The following is a 20,094-nucleotide window of genomic DNA, read 5'->3' on the forward strand; positions in this document are numbered from 1 at the left end:
TTTAGACTTTTGTCCAGATTCTTGTATTTAAGTCCAGGTCTTTAATAATGCCATACATAAACCGAATTACTTCGGTGTCTTCATTTAGGAAACCTGATGTAAGTAGACTTTTATGTACCGGAGGCTCAAAGTAGTCCTTGTTTAGTGGGAATGCGATAAAAACGCAAGAACCTATAAAGGACAGTGAAATGGTATAACTGCAGCGCTTATTTAGCTCGCACAAACGCTCCATCATTGCCGGTGTCAAAATGTATCGGGCTTCTACCTGATCTGTTGAGTAGGTAGAAAATTCGCGCTCAAATTCAGGGTTTTCCAGCTTTACGGGTGTTCTGTCCGAAGAATTGAATATGGGCATTGCTTTCGATATCCAGGCGCCTAATGCCGCTCCCATGTCTTTGGGTCTGACAACCGTTACACCATTGAAATTCTTGTTAAAATCAGCGTAAAAAACGATGCCTTTCAATATAGTGTGCCAGTGTTCTTGCCTGCCATTTTTTGTCTGCGTAACGGTTTTATACTCTGCATGAAGTTCAGAGAAAGAAAAGGTTGTTTTTCCAGCTAATCCTGAAATCTGATCTTCGCTCCTGTAGCGGTCTGGCTCTTTGCTAAACAGTTGGGAATAAACAAACTCATTTTCCGACAAGCCGTTGGTATAGTCCATTTCAAGATTTTCATCTATGGTTTTGAGCACCAGTGGAATTACACCTTGCTTAAAGCTATGCCGATATTGATAAAACTTTGCATTGGTCTTACTCAATAAAACAAAGCCTGTAATCAGTATTATTGCCCCAATAATAGCCCCGGCTATGGCAAAAACCCCGGAAGCAATTCCTGCCACTGCAGCTAAAATGCCAAAGCCAATGCATAAGTAGCTTTTTATTTTTAGTGCAGAAACTTCTTTTCGTTGGTTCTCTAACTCAGCAAGTATACTTTCCATTAGTTATTGAAAAGTTCTTTTGCGCTGATATTTTTTCGTTCCTCTTCCGTATTGGCAAGCACATTAATGGCCTGATAGTTCATCATGCCAGCAAAAATACTCCCTGGAAACATCATGATTGCATTGTTGTAATCAGTAACCGAAGCGTTATATGTTCTTCTGGCGGCTGCTATTTGTTCTTCACTTTCTGTCCAGGTAGTTTGAAGGTTAATAAAGCTATTGTTGGCTTTTAAATCTGGATAATTCTCAACATTAACCATTAGCCCCTTTATGCTCGTGCTCAGCTGCTTGTCTATATCTAGTCTTTCTTCATTACTGATATTTGGAGTTGAGGCTTTACTTCTTAATTCGACGATCTTTCCTAGCAGCCCTTCTTCATAATTCATATACTGCTTTACCGTTTCGATCAGATTTGGTAATAGGTCAAAACGTTTTTTCAGCATGACATCAATTGCCGAGAAGGCATTGTTGACTTGATTTTTCTTTCCGATAAGGGAATTGTAGAAACCGATCCCTATAAGGACGATTACAACGAGGATAATTATGGCTACTATCATTTCAGCGTTTGAGTTTTTATAAATATATAAAAAAATCAAATAATTAGCTCAAGGGGCTAAGGCAAAAAAAAATCCTCGTTATCTAACGATAACGAGGATAATCATCCCTATTGTTTTGTTAAAATTCATAAATGAATGGTAACGCATAGATAAAGGCAATTAATAGGCCATTATTAAAAAGCGCTTCTGTTTTGACTTAAGTTGCTGTTTTACAGATGGATATATATTATTTATTTTTGGTGCCGATATTCGTATTCGAGCAAATTAATACGCGTTTTGTGTAAAAGCGGGGTGTTTATTGCTCAATATTACCCATTTTAACCAAATAATGCCGAAAAGACGTCCTCTATTTTACTTACTGCGCTGAGCTCAATTTTATAGCGGTCAAGTATTAGCCCTTTCATATTATAGTTGGAAATGAAAATGCGCTCAAAACCTAGCTTCTCTGCCTCAGAAATACGTTGTTCAATTCTATTAACTGCTCTTATTTCACCAGATAGCCCAACTTCGGCCGCAAAACATATTTTTGATGAAATAAATATGTCCTCATGTGAAGAGATAATCGCTACGAGGATGGCGAGATCAATTGCGGGGTCTTCCACTTTAATGCCCCCGGCGATATTTAAAAAAACATCTCGCGTACTTAGTCTAAAACCGCACCTTTTTTCCAAAACAGCAAGCAGCATATTCATTCGTTTCGTGTCAAAGCCATTTGAAGAGCGCTGAGGCGTTCCGTAGGCTGCAGCGCTTACCAACGCTTGGGTTTCAATTAACATCGGCCTGGCGCCTTCTAATGTGGCCGAAATGGCTATTCCACTCAGTTCTTCGTCGCGCTGTGAAAGTAAAATCTCCGAAGGGTTCGAAACTTCTCTTAAACCACTGCTGTGCATGGCATAAATGCCCAGCTCGGCTGCGGCTCCAAATCTGTTCTTTATGGAGCGTAGTATTCGGTATACATGGTGCCTGTCGCCTTCAAATTGCAAAACGGTGTCTACCATGTGTTCAAGGATCTTTGGCCCTGCTATCGTTCCATCTTTAGTAATGTGGCCGATAAGAAATACCGGCGTATCTGTTTCCTTAGCAAAACGCAAGAGCTCGGCGGTACATTCTCTTACTTGCGATACACTACCAGGAGTTGATTCTATATGTGCAGAATGTAGAGTCTGTATAGAATCTATAATAATGATATCCGGTTTAAGGATCTCTATTTGCTTAAAGATATTCTGAGTAGAGGTTTCCGTTAAAATGTAGCAATCGGCTTTAGGCTTGTCTGTAATACGTTCTGCACGCATTTTAATCTGCTGTTCACTTTCTTCGCCCGAAACGTATAAAATCTTTTTACCCGAAATATTAAGGGCAAGCTGCAGCATTAAAGTAGATTTCCCAATTCCAGGCTCTCCACCGATTAAAGTGACCGATCCGGCAACAAGTCCACCACCTAAAACCCGGTCAAGCTCCTTGTCCCCGGTAAGTGTGCGGTCTTCACTTATGGATTGAATATCGTCTACCTTGTTCGGCTTACTCACACGTTGAGTTTCTGAACTGCTTTTCCAGGTAGGAACCTTAGCTGCTGATTTTTCAATTACTTCTTCAACAAAAGTATTCCATTCGTTGCAGGATGGGCATTTACCCAGCCATTTTGCAGATTCATACCCGCAACTCTGACAAAAATATGCTGATTTAGTTTTAGCCAATTGATTTAATTTTAATGATTGATATGTGGACGTTGGATCCAACCTGTATAGGTTACGAATTTAGACTAAATTCCAGAAATAAACCGTAGTTAAAACAAAACAGGCCTAATCTCTATCAAGAAATTAGGCCTGTTCAAACAACCGTAGTTGTTATTATAATTTAATCTCTTCGTCTTTAGAAGAAATAAAATGGAATTCAGTAAGGTTATACGACGGAACTGCTTTTATTTTTATCCGTTGTCCAAATTTAAAGAACCATTTCCACTGTAAAGAAATCAATCCTTTTTTAATGTAAGCTTCGATATACGGGTGTACACAAAGCGTAATATTTTTTTCGTTTTGCTCCTGCAAAATATAGGTCAGATTATTTTCAATGTCATCCATTAAAACAATACTAGCCTTGATTTCTCCCGTACCGTCACAGGTAGGGCATTTCTCGCTTGTTACGATGTTCATCTCCGGTCTTACACGTTGACGGGTGATTTGAACAAGGCCAAATTTACTTGGAGGAAGTATGGTATGCTTCGCGCGGTCCAGCATCATCAGATCTCTTAAGTGATCAAACAACATTTTCCTGTTCGCAGGTTTATGCATATCAATAAAATCGATCACAACAATACCACCCATATCACGCAAACGCAATTGGCGGGCAATTTCTTTAGCCGCCTCTTTATTTACCTGGAGCGCATTCTCTTCCTGATTTTCTTTACTCGCAGTTCTATTACCGCTGTTCACGTCAATAACGTGCAAAGCCTCGGTATGCTCTACCACAAGGTATGCTCCACCAGCCAGATTTACCGTTTTTCCAAAAGCGTTTTTAATTTGCTTCTCGATACCGAAATGTTCAAATATAGGCTCCTTATGCTTGTATACTTTAACAATCTTTTCCATTTCCGGAGAAATCTCATGTACGTATGAGCGGATGTCTTCGAAAAGATTACTATCGTTTACATAAACATTTGTAAAGTCTGTACTTAAAATATCACGGATCAGTGTGGATGTACGGTCCATTTCACCCCAAACACGTTTAGATGGTTCGGCATCAGGTAGCTTTTTAATAAAGTTTTCCCACTTGGCAACAGAATCCAAAAGATCTTTCTGAAGTTCTGCAACGCCTTTTCCTTCCGAGACGGTTCTAATGATTACACCAAAGTTCTTAGGTTTAATACTTTCGATAATCTTTTTTAGACGATTACGTTCGGTATTGCTCTTAATTTTTTTGGAAATCGAAATTACATTAGAGAAGGGTACCAATACAATATATCTTCCTGCAATAGAAAGATCAGAACTTAAACGGGGTCCTTTTGTTGAGATTGGTTCTTTAGCGATTTGTACTGGTAAAACAAGGTTTTTACTGACCACCTCTGATATTTTACCCGCTTTGTTAATGTCCTCTTCTAATTTGAAATTATCTAATAGTGTGCCATTAACAGAGCCATTACGCTTGATTTTTGTAAGCTTTATTAAAGATTGTACTTGAGGACCAAGATCGAAATAATGCAAAAATGCATCTTTCTCATAACCAACATCAACGAACGCAGCATTTAGACCCGGCATAATTTTCTTTATACGGCCTAAATAAATGTCTCCAACTGCGTAATTGTTATTGATCTGCTCCTTATGAAGTTCTACAAGGTGTTTATCTTCAATTAAAGCTATGGTTACTCCCGAAGGAGATGAATCTATAATTAGTTCCTTTACCAAAAGCTACAGATTTTAAGGCATTACTGCCTTATTAACACATGGACAATAAAAAAAAATATTGCTGCCAACAACTAAAGGCTACGATCAGATCCTAGCCTTAGTTGTTGAGCAATAAACATTAAGAAAAATTATTTTTTCTTATGTCTGTTTTTTCTTAAACGTTTTTTGCGTTTGTGCGTAGCCATTTTATGTCTTTTTCTTTTTTTACCGCTTGGCATAATTTTAAAGTTTAAATATTTTTTGAATCTGTTTATTATTTTTTATTCTTCAATGCAATCACTTTTTCATCAATAAATTTAGATAAAGTGGCATTGGCAGCCAATTTTTTGCTCTTTAAATAAGCATCAATTGCCTCATCATTTTTTCCAAGATTTTCATAAGCTGTAGCCAGATAAAAATAAGCATCTGGAGTAGGCTTAATAGCTATAATGCTGTTAAATCTTGTGATCGCCTTATCAAACTGACCGGATTTTATGGCAAAAGTACCTAAGCTCATATTTGCTTTTAAGTTCTTAGGATCTTTTTTCACTACATCCATCAACATAGCGATACCTTGCATCGGCATACCCATACCATTCACAATGGTAATGCCTAGGCCTGTTTTAGCATCAGCACTGGTCGAATCTGCAGCTACTGCATTTGTATAAGCCGTATTGGCTTTTTGCAACAATGCAGGTTGTAATAAGCTATCGCGAGTGTTGTCATAAGCTTTTATAAACTTATCACCCGTTGCTAGCCAGTTGTTTAAAGTAGGTTCTTTAGTTGCTACAATCTCTAAATATAACGCGCTTGGAACAGCTTGTTCCACGTCATCCCATTTTTGAGCCAATAATTTTGCTGCCGGAGCTTTCTTGTCTTCGGAAGCAGTTTTATAAGCATTTTCTAATGAGGTGATTTCAGCGGCAATACTAGCATTTAGCACGTTTTTTCCTGTAGTAGAAACCTCATTTAAGTTGATTGCTGCTGTTTCTTGAGTAGGCATTTGCCCAGCAGAAGGAACAGCAGCAGTGGTATCCTCTTTCGGTTTTACCAAACCTTTAATATCCCTCGTAAACAAAAACGCTACAAGCAAAATGACAGCGCCTATTAGAATAATTTGTTTGGAACGGATACTTTTTATCATGGCTATTAAGCTTCTACGCTAAGTTTTTTTGTGTTGCTTTTCACTTTGTCAACAAATACTTTTGCTGGTTTGAAACTTGGTACAAAGTGCTCAGGGATAATAATCGCTGTATTTTTTGAAATATTTCTTGCAGTTTTTTGGGCTCTCTTTTTTACAACAAAGCTACCGAAACCTCTCACGTATACATTTTCGCCACCGATCATACTATTTTTGATGACCTTGAAAAATGCCTCAACGGTTTCTTGTACATCTACCTTTTCAATTCCTGTTTTCGTTGATATTTCTGAAATAATATCTGCCTTAGTCATATTTTTTGTTTTATTAATTTACTGTGTGTTGTATTTTATAAATGTTTTGGGCTGCAAAAGTATTGCTTTTTAATGAGATAGGAAAATAAAAGATGATTTATTTGTCAGATCTTCTATCACTGGATTGCAAGTTTTGCTAAAATCAAATAATTACGCCGTATTTTTACCCACATGAGTTTTCAATCTGAAATCGTAAACTGGTACCTAAAACATAAGAGAGCGCTCCCTTGGCGGGACACCAAAGATGCATACATTATCTGGTTATCTGAGGTTATTTTGCAGCAAACCCGTGTAGAGCAAGGCTTGCCCTATTTTAACCGCTTTTTGCAGCATTATCCCACTGTTTTGGATTTTGCAGCGGCCTCGGAAACGCAAATACTTAAGCTTTGGCAAGGCCTCGGATATTATTCGAGAGGGCGAAATATGCTTTTTACCGCCAAACAAGTACAGGAACTTCATGATGGAAAATTTCCAACCAAATACGATGAATTAATTAAACTTAAAGGGGTTGGTGAATACACAGCAGCTGCAATTGCCTCATTCTCCTCTAATGAGTCAAAAGCCGTATTGGATGGAAATGTATTTAGGGTGCTTTCTCGTTATTTTGGCATTGACGAACCTATAAATAGTAGTGGTGGTAAGAAGCAATTTTTGGAATTGGCGCAGGCGCTGATCGCCGATCAGGAAGCTTCTGTATATAACCAGGCGATTATGGAGTTTGGAGCACTGCAGTGTAAACCAAAATCGCCAAATTGTAGTGTTTGCCCCGTTCAATCTGGATGTGTAGCCAGTAGGCGGAATTTGGTTAGCACGCTACCTGTTAAACTTAATAAATTAAAAAAGCGCATTCGCTATTTTAATTATCTGATCTGTCAGGCGGATGAAAATATTCTGGTCAAAAAACGCAATGCCGGTGATATCTGGCAGGAGCTTTATGATTTTCCATTGGTCGAAACCGTTGAAAATTATCAGGAAGACCATCAAAATTTCTCCGAGCAGTTGGAAAAAATCTTTGGAAAGGATTGTAATATTACCGCTTTAAGTCAGCAAAAACATTTATTAACCCACCAAACTATATATGTTCGATTTTTTGGTTTAGATAATTATATCATTAACTTTAATCAGGATGCAGAAATAAAATGGGTCACACTTAGGGAGTTTGACGAATTGCCGCAACCAAAAGTGATCACAAATTTTATAAATACGCATTTTAATTACTTAGAAAAACCATAATTCATGTCAGGTATTAACAAAGTTATTTTAGTCGGACACTTGGGCAAAGATCCTGAAGTAAGACATTTAGACGGGGGCGTAACTGTAGCCAGTTTCCCATTGGCAACATCAGAAACCTATAACAAGGATGGCAAAAGGATAGAGCAAACCGAATGGCACAATATTGTTTTGTGGAGGGGATTGGCAGAGGTTGCCTCTAAGTATTTGCAAAAGGGAAAACTGGTCTATATTGAGGGAAAATTACGTACCAGATCTTTTGAAGATAGAGAAAAAGTAAAGAAATATGTGACGGAGGTCGTTGCTGAGAATTTTACGATTCTGGGCAGGAAAAGCGATTTTGAACAAACACCGGTAAGTGGGGAAAATACCACGCCGAAAAGTGAAAACGAATATACAAATCTTACAGACCCGGCAGGAGATTTGCCGTTTTGACTGAAGTAGTAAATAAGGCTGTATCAAACGAGATACAGCCTTAAAATAAAATTATTCTACAGTAACTGATTTGGCCAGATTTCTTGGCTGATCAACATTACAGCCTCTTAATACAGCAATATGGTAGGATAACAACTGAAGAGGTATAGTGGCCAGTAAAGGTAAAAACGCTTCACTTGCATCAGGTATTTCGATGCAGTAATCGGCCATTTTCCTAACATCAACATCACCTTCCGTAACAATTGCTAATACAATTCCTTTTCTTGCTTTTACTTCCTGGATGTTGCTGATTACTTTTTCGTAAGAAGAGTTCTTGGTAGCAATAACCACAACAGGCATTTCTTCGTCTATTAAGGCGATAGGCCCGTGTTTCATTTCAGCTGCAGGATAACCTTCCGCATGGATATATGAGATCTCCTTGAGCTTTAAAGCGCCTTCTAGGGCGACAGGGAAACCACTTCCTCTTCCAAGGAATAAACAGTTTCTCGAATCTTTAAATTTCTCCGCAATCTCCTTGATCATGTCGTTGGACTCAAGTGCTTTCTGAATCTTGTCAGGTATACAATCCAATTCCGTAAGCAGTTCGATTAATTTAGAATGGGTTAATGTGCCCTTTTGCTGAGCCATATAGAAGGCCATCAAAGTAAGTACGGTAACCTGCGCAGTAAATGCTTTTGTGGAAGCCACACCAATTTCCGGTCCGGCATGCGTATAAACACCAGCATGGGTTAATCTTGGAATAGATGCGCCAACTACATTACATACGCCAAAAATTGTAGCACCTTTTTCTTTTGCCATCTCAATTGCGGCCATGGTGTCGGCCGTTTCTCCAGATTGCGAAATGGCAATCACTACATCTTTTTCAGTTATGATTGGATTTCTATATCTGAACTCAGATGCGTATTCAACCTCAACAGGAATACGGGCATATTCTTCAATTAAATACTCGCCAACCAGACCTGCATGCCATGATGTGCCACAGGCAACAATGATGATGCGGTCTATATTTTTTAGCTTATCAGCATACTCTTTTATTCCGCCCAGTTGTACTATTCCTTCATTGGGATAAATCCGGCCGCGCATACAATCTCTTATAGAACGGGCCTGCTCGAATATTTCCTTTAACATGAAATGTTCGTAACCGCCTTTTTCCAGCATTTCCAGTTTAAGCTCCAGCTCCTGGATATATGGTGTTTGGATTACATTGTCCAAACGTTTGATCAATAATTCATCACGCTTCAAAAAAGCAATTTCATTATCGTTCAAATAAATTACATTCTTGGTATATTCTACAATAGGAGTAGCGTCCGAAGCGATAAAGTATTCGCCATCGCCAACGCCAATTACCATTGGGCTACCTTTTCTGGCCGCAATCAATTGTCCAGGTTGGTCTTCGTCCATCACTACGATTGCATAAGCTCCAGTAACTCCGTTTAGTGCTAATCTAACAGCTTCCAGTAAATCCGTATTGTCGTTTTTGTAAACCTCTTCGATCAAATGGATCAAAACCTCGGTATCGGTATCACTTTTAAATTCATGCCCTCTGGTTAGCAACTCTTCCTTAAGGGTAGCATAGTTCTCTATGATCCCGTTGTGGATGATGGTAAGCTTTCCATTGTTTGAGGTATGCGGGTGTGAATTTCTATCGGAAGGGGCGCCGTGAGTTGCCCATCTCGTATGTCCAATTCCAATAGTCCCCGAAAGGTCTTTTCCTTTAGCAAAGTTTTCAAGTTCTTGAACTTTGCCTGCTTTTTTATAAATGTTTAAGCCTGAATCGTTAATCAAGGCAATACCGGCACTGTCGTAGCCGCGGTATTCTAATCTTTTTAGTCCTTTAATAACAATAGGCCAGGCTTCTCTATGGCCGATGTAACCAACTATTCCACACATGTATTAGGTTTATTTAGGTAGTATAAAACAAATCCCCCAAAAATAATTATTTCTTGGGGGATTGACTGCAAACTCAGATGAATTTAATTTATCTGAGTGTAGAAAATATTTAATTTCAGTCCTGATGCAGGATTCTTTTTATGTTTATTGATAATAGAACGGGCTGCAGAAGTCACCGAAGGAGTTAAGTTAAACTCGGTAGGTGAGCTTGGTGCCAGGAATGTTCCATAATCTGATGTCTTGCCATCCAAAAGGTCTTGAATGTATGATGTAATTGTAAAAATGTATCTATTTCTGACAGAATCGAAATAACCACCAAATAAAGTTTCGCCAAGTGCACGTGGGTCTCCAGCATATACATTTTGTACGCCATTGTCATTGTCAGGAACATTTACCCTTTGACCCGCAAGATCAAATCTGTATAAAGCAAGTCGCTGCGCGGCACTGAAAGGCACGATGTCTGTAACGTTACTGTTTAGGTCAATCACCAATTCTGCTTTGTTAACGATAATCTTGGTGTTTGGGTTACCGCCATTCTCCGATTTCTTCCTATCAGCAACAAAATTCTTTAAATAAGGAAAAGATATTTTGTTTTTTAATCCTGCCAGTGCTTGTAAATAAGTTACATCTGTTGCCGGCGGATTTGCGCTAAGTTGATCTAGTATAACTTGAGTGTATCCATGATTAACACTAGCGGATACAGGGCTTAATGTGCTCCCTATTGGGAAACTAACAGCTACTGTATCTTTAGTTGTAGGCGTAGTTGCATTTGGTTTTTTATAATAAATCTCTAGTTTACCATCAGTTCCAGCAAAATTGAAGAACATAATTCCTCCCTTAGCGGGAGCGGTTGAGCTTGCTGAGACCTTCAAGCCTTTAAAAGACTTGAAGAAATTGTTTGCTTTAGATAAAGTGAGTGAGTCTTTATCCATGATGTTTGTTTGAATAAAGGAATTAGTCAACTTGATCCTCATCTGAGGGACAACCTTTACTAAGGTATCTGGGCCACCAGGAACAATAGCGGTAATAGATGTCTTTGTGGTTGGTTTGATTTTACCACTGAAAGTTCCAACAGAGGTAGTGCTAGCTGGCCAATCTTTAGTGATAGGGTATGTTGTCTCTTTTGATAGGTCGTTGGTAAGTTGATATACGTTGGCCGTATATACCGATGTCGCTGTATCTCCGTAAACCTGACTAGTATAAGGTAAGACCAGTACCGCTGAATCTATCAGCGCATTGGGGCCAAATTTATAAGTACTATAATCCACGTTGGCGGGTATCGAAACGGCCATGGCTAAGTTGGCTGAAGATGTACCAAATACACCATCAGTCATAAAGCCAAAAGGATATCTAGCTAGAGAAACGCCTGAGGTTACATCGTCTCTTAAAGTTTGTGATGTAACGGTAACTGAATCCACTAAGTCGCCTTGAATTTGGTCAGCTTTATCGAGATCCAAACCTATGGTGTTGGAATCTTTACAGGAAGCAAAAAGAAAAAGACCTATCAACATGGTTAATAAGTCTTGTTTTGTAAATTTCATATTTAATTTAATAATACCTGAGTTTATGCTAGTGAAGCCAATTCTTCATTTGAAATCTCTTCATACAAAGTATAGAAGTTTTCAAAATTTTCTGTTAAATTATAAGCTAAAGTTGGCTTATTAGAATCTTTAACAAATTTTAACACATTAGCATGAATGTTCTCGTCTGCTAATACCACTGCATCAGAGTAAGATACAGCCGCCATATGCAATACGTCGCAATCAGCGTTCTCAAACATCTTAGTATCATCAGCAGTCATAGAATTCATGATTGCCTTTTTATGCATATCGACATTTAAAGTCTCTGTAAAGCAGTTTTCATAAATAGAGTAAACTACCTTAGAGTTTTTAAACGTAGGATCGTTTTTGTAAGTCGTTTTGATATAAGCAGGTACTAATGAAGTCATCCAGCCATGGCAATGAACGATATCAGGAGCCCATCCTAATTTCTTAACGGTTTCAAGTGCGCCTTTGCAAAAGAAGATCGTTCTTTCGTCATTATCTGCGTAAAACTTGTTTTCTTTATCCCTGAATACATACTTGCGCTGAAAATAGTCTTCATTGTCAAGGAAGTAAACCTGCATACGGGCAGCGGGGATAGAAGCCACCTTAATAATTAAGGGATTGTCATTGTCATCAATAATGATGTTCATTCCTGAAAGACGTATCACCTCGTGCAATCTGTTCCTTCTTTCATTAATATTCCCAAACCTCGGCATCAAAATGCGGATCTCAAATCCTTTATCCTGCATTGCCTGTGGTAATTGACGGGTAATTTCAGAAATCTTTGTGAGTTCAAGGAAAGGCGACATCTCGTGTGTAACAATCAGTAGCTTCGTTTTTGCCATCTCCATATTCTAAATAAAAATTTATGTTAAAGAAAAGATTATCAAGGGGCAAAGGTAAGCAAAATAATAACATTTATCAATAATATACGCAAGATGTTTTGTTGGGAATGGATAAATAACCAACTTTGCCCCTTGAAATTTTACCAGCTAGTTTGAAAGTCATAAATACTATCGCGGCATTAAAGTCGCTGCTTGAGCCAATTAAGTTGGCCCAACAGAAAATTGCATTGGTCCCAACAATGGGTGCATTGCATAAAGGACACGTATCGCTTATAAAAATAGCGCAGCAACAAGCTGATGTCGTGGTTTGCAGTATTTTTGTAAACCCTACCCAGTTTACCGATCCTAAAGACCTGGAAAAATATCCGCGTCCGTTGGAGCATGACATGAAAATGCTGCAAGAAGCAGGATGTAATGTTGTGTTTATGCCTTCAGTTACAGAAATGTACCCTAAACCTGAAGAGTGGCATATAGACCTTGGTCCAGCTGAGTTTCTTTTAGAAGGAGAATTTAGAAAAGGACATTACCAGGGCGTAACTCAGATTGTTAAAAAGCTGTTTGATGCCGTAAATCCTGATATTGCCTTCTTCGGACAGAAAGATTTTCAGCAGGTGCTGATGATTAAGAATATGGTTTCCTGGTTTAAACTGCCAGTTCAGATCGTTTCATGTCCAATTATCAGAGAAGATGATGGTCTGGCAATGAGTTCAAGAAATATCCATCTTTCTGCTGCAGATCGGGAAAATGCCCTTGTTTTAAGTAAAGCGCTGACCTATGTGAAGGATCATTTCGCTACGGAAAGTATTCCTGCCTTGCTTGAGTCCGCTAGAAAGCTAATCAACGAAACGCCAGGAGTAGAGCTGGATTATTTTACCATTGCAAATGGAGCAACGCTGCTGCCTGAAGAAGACAAAAAGCATGATGATATCGTGGCCTTGGTTGCTGCTAAGGTTGGAGAGACCCGCCTTATCGATAATATGATACTGAATTGAAAATAGAAAAAACCTTCCATCCATAAAATTGGTTAACTTTGCGTCATGATTATCGAGATACTAAAATCGAAAATTCACCGTGTTAGAGTAACACAGGCGGAACTGCACTATGTTGGAAGCATTACCATTGATGAAGATTTAATGGATGCGGCTAATATCATTCCAAATGAAAAAGTACAGATCGTAAACAACAATAACGGCGAGCGCTTTGAGACTTATGTAATTAAAGGCGCACGTGGTAGTGGTACCATTTGCTTAAATGGAGCTACAGCTAGAAAAGTTCAGGTTGGCGATATCCTGATTATTATGTCTTATGGATCTTTGCCAATTGAAGAAGCAAAGAAATACCATCCAATCCTAGTATTCCCGGATGATAACAACCATCTTTTGAAATAGAACGTATTAATAAAAGTAAAAAAATGTTATGCAGCCATAGTAATATGGCGTAGAATATATAAATTTGCCATAACTTATTATTTTACAATATTATTATGCTATTTCAATTAAGTGAAGAACAATTGATGATCCAGCAGGCTGCAAGAGATTTTGCGCAGACTGAGTTAAAACCTGGAGTTATCGAACGAGATGAGCATCAGAAATTTCCCGTAGAGCAGGTAAAAAAGCTTGGTGAATTGGGTTTTTTGGGGATGATGGTATCAGAAAAATATAATGGGAGTGGTCTTGATGCCCTGTCGTATGTTCTGGTTATGGAAGAGCTGTCAAAAATTGACGCTTCTGTATCAGTAGTTGTTTCTGTCAATAACTCACTGGTTTGCTACGGACTGGAGTCTTTCGGGTCAGATTTTCAAAAAGAAAAATATTTAAAGCCATTAGCTGCCGGAGAAAAGATTGGGGCGTTCTGTTTATCAGAGCCTGAAGCTGGATCGGATGCTACCTCGCAGCAAACTACTGCTGTCGATATGGGCGACTATTACCTGTTAAATGGAACAAAAAACTGGATTACCAACGGTAACACAGCTTCAACTTATTTGGTTATTGCGCAAACCGACAGATCGTTAAAACATAAAGGTATCAATGCTTTTATTGTTGAAAAGGGCATGGAAGGGTTTACTGTAGGGCCAAAAGAAAATAAATTGGGTATCCGGGGTTCTGATACACACTCTTTGATGTTTAATGATGTTAAAGTCCCTAAAGAAAACAGGATTGGCGAAGAGGGCTTCGGCTTTAAGTTTGCGATGAAAACACTTGAAGGTGGCAGAATTGGCATTGCAGCTCAGGCATTGGGGATCGCTGCGGGTGCGTATGAACTCGCGCTTGCATACGCTCAAGAGCGTAAATCATTCGGTAAGCCAATTGCAGAACATCAGGCGATTGCATTTAAGCTGGCTGATATGGCTACGCAAATAGAAGCGGCGCGTTTGTTGGTTTATAAGGCGGCTTGGTTAAAAGATCAGGGACAGTCGTACACCTTGGCGGGTTCAATGGCGAAACTATATGCATCTAAAGTCGCGATGGATGTAACTATTGAGGCTGTGCAGATACACGGTGGATATGGCTTTGTAAAAGAATATCATGTTGAGCGTTTGATGCGTGATGCAAAGATTACTCAGATTTATGAAGGAACTTCAGAAATTCAAAAGATGGTGATCTCAAGAGAGATTATCAGATAATTTTATAGCACAGCTTATCGCTGAGATGGTTTCAAAGGCCCCGATCGGGGCCTTTATGCTATAACTCAATCTGTCTTCTGATGCTCTCTTCCAATGAAATCAGTGTTTCTGTACGCTGAATACCAGGCACTGCCTGTATTTCTTCATTTAACACATGTCTAAGGTGACTCGTATCTCTACAGATGATCTTGGCAAACATACTATAGGCTCCCGTGGTGTAATGCAACTCAACTACCTCTTTAATTTTACTTAATTGCTCCACCGCGTCTTTATATTGAATCCCTTTTTCTAAGTAGATACCTAAAAAGGCGGTAACGTCGTAGCCTGCTTTTTGAGGATCAATAATTAAATGTGAACCCTTTATGATGCCCATTTCTTGTAGCTTTTTCATTCTAACATGGATGGTTCCGCCCGAAACGATCAGATCTTTTGCTATTTCTGTATAAGGCTTAGTCGCGTCTTGCATCAATTGTTTTAAGATGTCAATATCCAGGTTATCAATTTCTAAATTTTGGCTTTCTTTTTTAAGCATGATTTTGATATTTGTTAACGATATTCAAATATAATTATAAATATGATAAAAATAAAATTAAATGATTAGAATATTTGCAACGTATGAGGGTTGTTGTTACATTTGTATCAAGCAAGTAACAAAAAATATTAGTTCTTTAACATTTGCTTATACTCTGTAGGGTGGTGAAATTGGCAGACGCACCTCCTTGTCTCGGTGGTGGAGAATATGGAAAACCCGTAAGGGCTAACTACTCCTTGAAGGTTCGACTCCTTCCCCTACAGCAATTAAGTAGTAAGATCAGAATCAACCTAAACCAAAATCTTACTACTTAATTAATTTTTGTACTTTTAAATTATGTTGGGTGGTGAAATTGGCAGACACGCCTTCTTGTCTCGGTGGTGGGGATAAATGGATAAACGCAGTTTATGGGTTGACCACAAATTAATTTTTGAACTGTAGCTAACTACCCCTTGAAGGTTCGACTCCTTCCCCAACAGCCAGTTTTTTTATGAATAATAAGTTAGTTAAAAACGAGTAATCTTGGATGAGATTACTCTTTTTTTTTACCCTGTTGTTATCTGATCCAAATCTCCAAGTTCTTCTTCAGTAAATAACCTCGATTGGATAATAAAGCCCATATCAAGCGTCGACTCTAGTGAAAAACTTGCGGCCCTGCCTGTTATTACATCCAGGGTGAGATGTGTATGTTTCCAGTATTCAAACTGATCAGCGGCCATATAAAATTTACAATCTTCTATTTCTCCAATACAAATATCGTTGCTACCTACAAGAAAACCGCCCTTTTCAAAGCAATGGGGGTAAGAACCCTCGCAGCAACCGCCGCTCTGATGAAACATTAGCTCACCGTACTCTTGCTTTAGCTGTTGGATGATTTTCCTGGCACTTTCTGTTACCGCTATTCTTTTGACCATCTTATTTCAGTTTAATAAATATTAAAAAGGATTGTTCGCCATGCAGATTGGATTCCACACAGCGATCATTCCCAATTCAGATTACTTGTGAGTATTAAAAGAAACCTAATTTATTTTTATCATACGAGATCAGCATGTTTTTAGTACTGCGATAATGATCAAGCATCATTTTGTGGTTCTCCCTACCGAAGCCTGATTTTTTGTATCCTCCAAACGGTGCATGAGCAGGATAGGCATGGTATTGATTTACCCATATTCGGCCCGCCTGAATCGCACGGGGAACTTGATACAGTTCATGTGCATCACGAGTCCACACACCTGCTCCTAAACCGTAAAGCGTGTCATTCGCAATTTCAATTGCCTCCTCAACAGTTTTGAAGGTTGTTACACAGGCCACGGGACCAAAAATCTCTTCCTGGAAAACACGCATTTTGTTGTGTCCCTTTAAGAGCGTTGGTTCGATGTAATAGCCGCTTTCTAAATCGCCTTCCAGCTTATTGGCCGATCCGCCGGTTAAAACTTCAGCACCTTCTTCTTTTCCGATTTTCAGGTAAGAAAGGATCTTCTGATATTGCTCATTAGAAGTTTGTGCACCCATCATGCCATTTTTATCCAGGGGATGCGCAATTTTTATAGATTTGGTACGCTCAATGACCTTTGCGATAAATTTATCATAAATGCTTTCCTGAATCAAGATTCTTGAAGGACAAGTACAGATCTCTCCCTGGTTTAATGCAAACATTACTGCACCTTCTACGGCCTTGTCAAAAAAGGCATCGTCTTCGGCAGCTACCGATTCGAAGAAAATATTCGGAGATTTACCACCCAGTTCCATCGTTGAAGGGATGATGTTCTCGGCTGCGTATTGCATAATCAATCTGCCCGAAGTTGTACTTCCTGTGAAAGCTACTTTAGAGATCCTGGTGGAGGTGGCCAGTGGCTTACCTACTTCAATCCCGTACCCATTCACTACGTTCAGCACCCCCGGAGGTAAAATATCGCCAATCAACTCCATCAACACCATGATAGAAACCGGAGTCTGCTCTGCAGGCTTAACTACTGTACAACATCCGGCAGCAAGTGCTGGAGCGATTTTCCAGGTGGCCATCAATAAGGGGAAGTTCCATGGAATGATTTGTGCAACTACACCAATAGGTTCATGAAGAACGATGCTTACTGTATTTTCATCATGTTCGGCGATGGAACCTTCGTCTCCCCGGATTACCCCTGCAAAATACCTGAAATGATCTACTACAAGCGGTAAGTCGGCAGCCAGGGTCTCCCGTATAGCTTTACCATTGTCAACCGTCTCAACCGTGGCCAGGAATTCTAAATTGTCTTCTATTCTTTGCGCTATTTTTAAAAGAATGTTACTCCTGTAAGTCGGCGAGCTTTTGCTCCATGTTTTAAATGCTTCGTGTGCAGCATCAAGCGCAAGTTCGACATCTTCTTTGCTGGATCGGGCCGCTTTGGCAAATACTTTTCCATCGATGGGAGAGATGTTGTCAAAATATACTCCCTTCACAGGCGGGACGAATTTGCCGCCGATAAAATTATCATACTGAGCCTTGAAAGTAGGTCTTTCAACTAAATTTTTCATGTTGCCGTTTTTAATTTATAAAACACATTGTTTATGATCTGGTCAATACAAACCTAGTTCTGAATGCAGGGCTTTAGATAGTATAATCGTTTCATTTAGTAGCATTATAGTTTCAGCCAGGGTAACCTTGTTGATATATAATTTATATTTAACTTGTCCGTTTATAACTAACCAAATCCTGTTAATGATGCATTACATTCCCAATGCTGTAGGTCTGAGTAAAAATGAAAGCCTGCAAACCCTTGTCGAGAATAGAACTTCATATACACTGGAGCGGTGCGAGCTGAATATTTTTGAAACCTATACCAAATCGTATCTGGTGCCACTCGCTTTTAATGACTTTGTGATTACCAGTATGCTCCGTGGGAAAAAGGTTATGCATTTGTATGATCAGGATGGGTTTGAATATTTACCTGGGCAGACAGTCATCGTCCCTCCGACTGTGACAATGAAAATTGATTTTCCTGAAGCAGCGGACAACAATCCTACGCAGTGTATTGCATTGGCCATTGATCAGGAACAGATAAAAAAGACCATTAATTACCTGAATGAATTTTTTCCTAAAGAAGGGCTAGGGAAATGGGCGTTAGATTATGATAAATATCATTTTGATAACAATCAGGAAATTGCATACCTGATTAATAAGGTTATCAGAATTTGTTCGGAACAGTCGACGGCGAAAGATGTGCTGGCTGATTTGACACTGAAAGAATTGTTGGTACGCATCATGCAAAGTCAGAATCTGAATGCTTTTGCGGCAGGAGATAACCATAGCAACCACAATCCACTGGCTTATGTTATTGATTATATCAAATCCAATCTAAACGAGAAAATCAGCATCAATGGACTAAGCGACAAAGCCTGTATGAGCAAAGCCACCTTTTACAGATTGTTTAAACGAGAGCTAGGCATTAGTCCGAATGATTTTATTTTGGCCGAAAAGATTGCCAAAGCCAAGCAATTGCTGAGCAATCCATCAGCTAAAGTGGCTGCGGTAAGTTATGAATTAGGTTTTAGTGATGCCAACTATTTTATCCGAACTTTTAAAAAACTGGTTGGGGTCACACCTGGAAATTATCAGTTGCAGTTCAGGCACTAGCTTTTATTGCTTTACCCTTGCGTTTTTTCTCTTCGGCAAGTTCTAAATTTTCCTTTAGCCTGAATTCGGTCATTTCCTTAATAAGTTTTAAAGGTAATTGTTTGTTGAGTGGCAATTGAATGGCAGACTTACTAACCTTGTAAGCGGATAATTCAGCTTTAAATACCTCGTATACCTTAGATGGGGGAATAGAAATCGTGATATGATTTTTATAGGCCGAATAAAAGATGAGCATGCCATGAAATTTAAATGCAGGGATATTATAGCTAATGACCTCTTCGGCATCAGGTGCACTTTCTTTAATGGTTTCCCTGATTACCTCGAGCAGAAACTGAATATTTTCAGGAAACGAATCGATGTATTTCTCAACAGTTGTAAATTTTGTTTTTTCAGCAGGCATGGTCTTTTGTTTTTAGGTTGGTAGCAAATATCGATGACATTTACTAAACCCATAGGGGGCGTTGACGACAATTTAAGGGTAGTATTACGGCAAAATATTTTTAACTTGTGACAACCAAATAAACCAGTTAACGATGAAGATACTAAAGTATAAGCCTTTATTTAAGGAGAGATGCATTGAGATTTTTAAAAGTAACATGCCTAAATTCTTTGCTGCAGAAGAACTGCAGCCCTTTATTGATTTTTTGGATCGTGATATTGAAGACAATTATTATGTGGTCGAAAAGGATGGGGTTATTGTTGCTTGTGGAGGTGTTTTTTTAGAGGAAGATGGTATGGAAGCAGGCCTGTCCTGGGGAATGGTGGATGTTAATCAGCATAAAGCCGGTATTGGCAAAATGCTTACAGAATATAGAATTGACCTGCTAAAGGAAGTTTATCCGGGTAAAATTTATAAAGTAGATACTTCCCAGCATACCGCTGGTTTTTACCTTAAAAGAGGTTTTGAAACCATTGAAGTTATTCCAGATGGTTTTGCAAAAGGAATTGATAAGTATGTCATGAAAATGGGGGCTATTGCGTAATTTATATTAATTCTAAAAAACATTTAGGCTCCGCCTTTTATCCCATTCAAAAAACTAATTAACTAAGTTTGAAAGA

Annotated in this window: 20 protein-coding genes and 2 tRNA genes; 9 read left to right on the forward strand and 13 right to left on the reverse strand. The window is 38.9% G+C overall.

Going from position 1 to position 20,094, the window contains the following annotated elements; translation table 11 throughout:
* Position 1 precedes the first annotated feature (1 nt).
* The 6 genes from BLS35_RS22645 to BLS35_RS22670 form a co-directional block, all read right to left on the reverse strand.
* Positions 2–937: a DUF3137 domain-containing protein gene (locus tag BLS35_RS22645; protein WP_090785709.1), complete on the reverse strand. Its 936-nt coding sequence runs from the start codon at positions 935–937 to the stop codon at positions 2–4.
* Positions 937–1,494: a LemA family protein gene (locus tag BLS35_RS22650; RefSeq protein ID WP_090785789.1), complete on the reverse strand. Its 558-nt coding sequence runs from the start codon at positions 1,492–1,494 to the stop codon at positions 937–939. Before BLS35_RS22650 ends, BLS35_RS22645 begins: the two co-directional genes overlap by 1 nt.
* 317 nt (positions 1,495–1,811) lie before the next feature.
* Positions 1,812–3,188, reverse strand: a complete 1,377-nt coding sequence (gene radA / locus BLS35_RS22655) for a DNA repair protein RadA (RefSeq protein ID WP_090785791.1) — start codon at positions 3,186–3,188, stop codon at positions 1,812–1,814.
* 153 nt (positions 3,189–3,341) lie between these two features.
* Positions 3,342–4,892, reverse strand: a complete 1,551-nt coding sequence (locus tag BLS35_RS22660) for an Rne/Rng family ribonuclease (protein WP_090785710.1) — start codon at positions 4,890–4,892, stop codon at positions 3,342–3,344.
* 253 nt (positions 4,893–5,145) lie between these two features.
* On the reverse strand, positions 5,146–6,015 hold the full coding sequence (locus tag BLS35_RS22665; protein WP_090785711.1) for a tetratricopeptide repeat protein: 870 nt from the start codon (positions 6,013–6,015) through the stop codon (positions 5,146–5,148).
* Between the two features lie 5 nt (positions 6,016–6,020).
* Entirely contained in the window at positions 6,021–6,323 is a 303-nt protein-coding gene (locus BLS35_RS22670; RefSeq protein ID WP_090785712.1) for an HU family DNA-binding protein, read from the reverse strand.
* 171 nt (positions 6,324–6,494) lie between these two features.
* Here BLS35_RS22670 and mutY point away from each other — a divergent pair, with 171 nt between their 5' ends.
* Positions 6,495–7,556: an A/G-specific adenine glycosylase gene (gene mutY / locus BLS35_RS22675; protein WP_090785713.1), complete on the forward strand. Its 1,062-nt coding sequence runs from the start codon at positions 6,495–6,497 to the stop codon at positions 7,554–7,556.
* Between the two features lie 3 nt (positions 7,557–7,559).
* Positions 7,560–7,988: a single-stranded DNA-binding protein gene (locus tag BLS35_RS22680; RefSeq protein WP_090785714.1), complete on the forward strand. Its 429-nt coding sequence runs from the start codon at positions 7,560–7,562 to the stop codon at positions 7,986–7,988.
* 51 nt (positions 7,989–8,039) lie between these two features.
* Here BLS35_RS22680 and glmS read toward each other — a convergent pair whose 3' ends face one another.
* The 3 genes from glmS to BLS35_RS22695 all read right to left on the reverse strand — a co-directional run bounded on the left by glmS (position 8,040) and on the right by BLS35_RS22695 (position 12,267).
* On the reverse strand, positions 8,040–9,878 hold the full coding sequence (gene glmS / locus BLS35_RS22685; protein WP_090785715.1) for a glutamine--fructose-6-phosphate transaminase (isomerizing): 1,839 nt from the start codon (positions 9,876–9,878) through the stop codon (positions 8,040–8,042).
* An 83-nt stretch (positions 9,879–9,961) separates the two neighbouring features.
* Complete coding sequence (locus BLS35_RS22690; RefSeq protein ID WP_090785716.1) at positions 9,962–11,419, reverse strand: DUF4270 family protein; 1,458 nt, start codon at positions 11,417–11,419, stop codon at positions 9,962–9,964.
* 23 nt (positions 11,420–11,442) lie between these two features.
* Positions 11,443–12,267, reverse strand: a complete 825-nt coding sequence (locus BLS35_RS22695; RefSeq protein ID WP_254779061.1) for a glycogen/starch synthase — start codon at positions 12,265–12,267, stop codon at positions 11,443–11,445.
* A gap of 152 nt (positions 12,268–12,419) precedes the next feature.
* Here BLS35_RS22695 and panC point away from each other — a divergent pair, with 152 nt between their 5' ends.
* From panC to BLS35_RS22710, 3 genes are all read left to right on the forward strand, one after another.
* Positions 12,420–13,259 carry a pantoate--beta-alanine ligase gene (gene panC / locus BLS35_RS22700; RefSeq protein WP_090785793.1) on the forward strand — a complete coding sequence of 280 codons (840 nt, stop codon included), beginning with the start codon at positions 12,420–12,422 and terminating at the stop codon, positions 13,257–13,259.
* A 45-nt stretch (positions 13,260–13,304) separates the two neighbouring features.
* A complete protein-coding gene (gene panD, locus BLS35_RS22705; RefSeq protein ID WP_090785718.1) occupies positions 13,305–13,655 on the forward strand; it encodes an aspartate 1-decarboxylase in 351 nt (116 codons plus the stop codon).
* A 95-nt stretch (positions 13,656–13,750) separates the two neighbouring features.
* Entirely contained in the window at positions 13,751–14,890 is a 1,140-nt protein-coding gene (locus tag BLS35_RS22710; RefSeq protein ID WP_090785719.1) for an acyl-CoA dehydrogenase, read from the forward strand.
* 58 nt (positions 14,891–14,948) lie between these two features.
* Here the strand turns inward: BLS35_RS22710 and BLS35_RS22715 are convergent, their stop codons facing one another.
* A complete protein-coding gene (locus BLS35_RS22715) occupies positions 14,949–15,422 on the reverse strand; it encodes an Lrp/AsnC ligand binding domain-containing protein (protein WP_090785720.1) in 474 nt (157 codons plus the stop codon).
* Positions 15,423–15,577: 155 nt separating this feature from the next.
* Between BLS35_RS22715 and BLS35_RS27925 the strand changes: the two genes are divergently transcribed.
* Together BLS35_RS27925 and BLS35_RS27930 are read left to right on the forward strand one after the other, a co-directional pair.
* Positions 15,578–15,685, forward strand: a tRNA-Asp gene (locus BLS35_RS27925).
* Between the two features lie 74 nt (positions 15,686–15,759).
* Positions 15,760–15,904, forward strand: a tRNA-Asp gene (locus tag BLS35_RS27930).
* Between the two features lie 63 nt (positions 15,905–15,967).
* Here the strand turns inward: BLS35_RS27930 and BLS35_RS22720 are convergent.
* Positions 15,968–16,336 (reverse strand): DUF779 domain-containing protein, encoded by a 369-nt coding sequence (locus BLS35_RS22720; protein WP_090785721.1) that lies wholly within the window; start codon positions 16,334–16,336, stop codon positions 15,968–15,970.
* Between the two features lie 94 nt (positions 16,337–16,430).
* A complete protein-coding gene (locus BLS35_RS22725; RefSeq protein WP_090785722.1) occupies positions 16,431–17,936 on the reverse strand; it encodes an aldehyde dehydrogenase family protein in 1,506 nt (501 codons plus the stop codon).
* A 184-nt stretch (positions 17,937–18,120) separates the two neighbouring features.
* Between BLS35_RS22725 and BLS35_RS22730 the strand changes: the two genes are divergently transcribed.
* Positions 18,121–19,035, forward strand: coding sequence for an AraC family transcriptional regulator (locus BLS35_RS22730; protein WP_254779063.1), 915 nt, complete (start codon positions 18,121–18,123; stop codon positions 19,033–19,035).
* On the opposite strand, the gene BLS35_RS22735 is transcribed toward BLS35_RS22730, so the two are convergent.
* Positions 19,025–19,435, reverse strand: coding sequence for an iron chaperone (locus BLS35_RS22735; RefSeq protein WP_090785723.1), 411 nt, complete (start codon positions 19,433–19,435; stop codon positions 19,025–19,027). The two genes, BLS35_RS22730 and BLS35_RS22735, sit on opposite strands and share 11 nt — an antisense overlap.
* Positions 19,436–19,568: 133 nt before the next feature.
* Here BLS35_RS22735 and BLS35_RS22740 point away from each other — a divergent pair, with 133 nt between their 5' ends.
* Complete coding sequence (locus BLS35_RS22740) at positions 19,569–20,018, forward strand: GNAT family N-acetyltransferase (protein WP_090785724.1); 450 nt, start codon at positions 19,569–19,571, stop codon at positions 20,016–20,018.
* Positions 20,019–20,094: the final 76 nt, after the last annotated feature.

This window comes from Pedobacter sp. ok626 (genome assembly GCF_900100435.1).
GTDB lineage: Bacteria > Bacteroidota > Bacteroidia > Sphingobacteriales > Sphingobacteriaceae > Pedobacter.

Bases quoted from the DNA above. Each gene is read 5' to 3' on its own strand.
- BLS35_RS22645 (WP_090785709.1), bottom strand. From the start codon at position 937: ATGGAAAGTATACTTGCTGAGTTAGAGAACCAACGAAAAGAAGTTTCT.
- BLS35_RS22650 (WP_090785789.1), bottom strand. From the start codon at position 1,494: ATGATAGTAGCCATAATTATCCTCGTTGTAATCGTCCTTATAGGGATC.
- BLS35_RS22665 (WP_090785711.1), bottom strand. From the start codon at position 6,015: ATGATAAAAAGTATCCGTTCCAAACAAATTATTCTAATAGGCGCTGTC.
- BLS35_RS22670 (WP_090785712.1), bottom strand. From the start codon at position 6,323: ATGACTAAGGCAGATATTATTTCAGAAATATCAACGAAAACAGGAATT.
- mutY (WP_090785713.1), top strand. From the start codon at position 6,495: ATGAGTTTTCAATCTGAAATCGTAAACTGGTACCTAAAACATAAGAGA.
- BLS35_RS22680 (WP_090785714.1), top strand. From the start codon at position 7,560: ATGTCAGGTATTAACAAAGTTATTTTAGTCGGACACTTGGGCAAAGAT.
- glmS (WP_090785715.1), bottom strand. From the start codon at position 9,878: ATGTGTGGAATAGTTGGTTACATCGGCCATAGAGAAGCCTGGCCTATT.
- BLS35_RS22690 (WP_090785716.1), bottom strand. From the start codon at position 11,419: ATGAAATTTACAAAACAAGACTTATTAACCATGTTGATAGGTCTTTTT.
- BLS35_RS22695 (WP_254779061.1), bottom strand. From the start codon at position 12,267: ATGGCAAAAACGAAGCTACTGATTGTTACACACGAGATGTCGCCTTTC.
- panD (WP_090785718.1), top strand. From the start codon at position 13,305: ATGATTATCGAGATACTAAAATCGAAAATTCACCGTGTTAGAGTAACA.
- BLS35_RS22710 (WP_090785719.1), top strand. From the start codon at position 13,751: ATGCTATTTCAATTAAGTGAAGAACAATTGATGATCCAGCAGGCTGCA.
- BLS35_RS22715 (WP_090785720.1), bottom strand. From the start codon at position 15,422: ATGCTTAAAAAAGAAAGCCAAAATTTAGAAATTGATAACCTGGATATT.
- BLS35_RS22720 (WP_090785721.1), bottom strand. From the start codon at position 16,336: ATGGTCAAAAGAATAGCGGTAACAGAAAGTGCCAGGAAAATCATCCAA.
- BLS35_RS22725 (WP_090785722.1), bottom strand. From the start codon at position 17,936: ATGAAAAATTTAGTTGAAAGACCTACTTTCAAGGCTCAGTATGATAAT.
- BLS35_RS22730 (WP_254779063.1), top strand. From the start codon at position 18,121: ATGATGCATTACATTCCCAATGCTGTAGGTCTGAGTAAAAATGAAAGC.
- BLS35_RS22735 (WP_090785723.1), bottom strand. From the start codon at position 19,435: ATGCCTGCTGAAAAAACAAAATTTACAACTGTTGAGAAATACATCGAT.
- BLS35_RS22740 (WP_090785724.1), top strand. From the start codon at position 19,569: ATGAAGATACTAAAGTATAAGCCTTTATTTAAGGAGAGATGCATTGAG.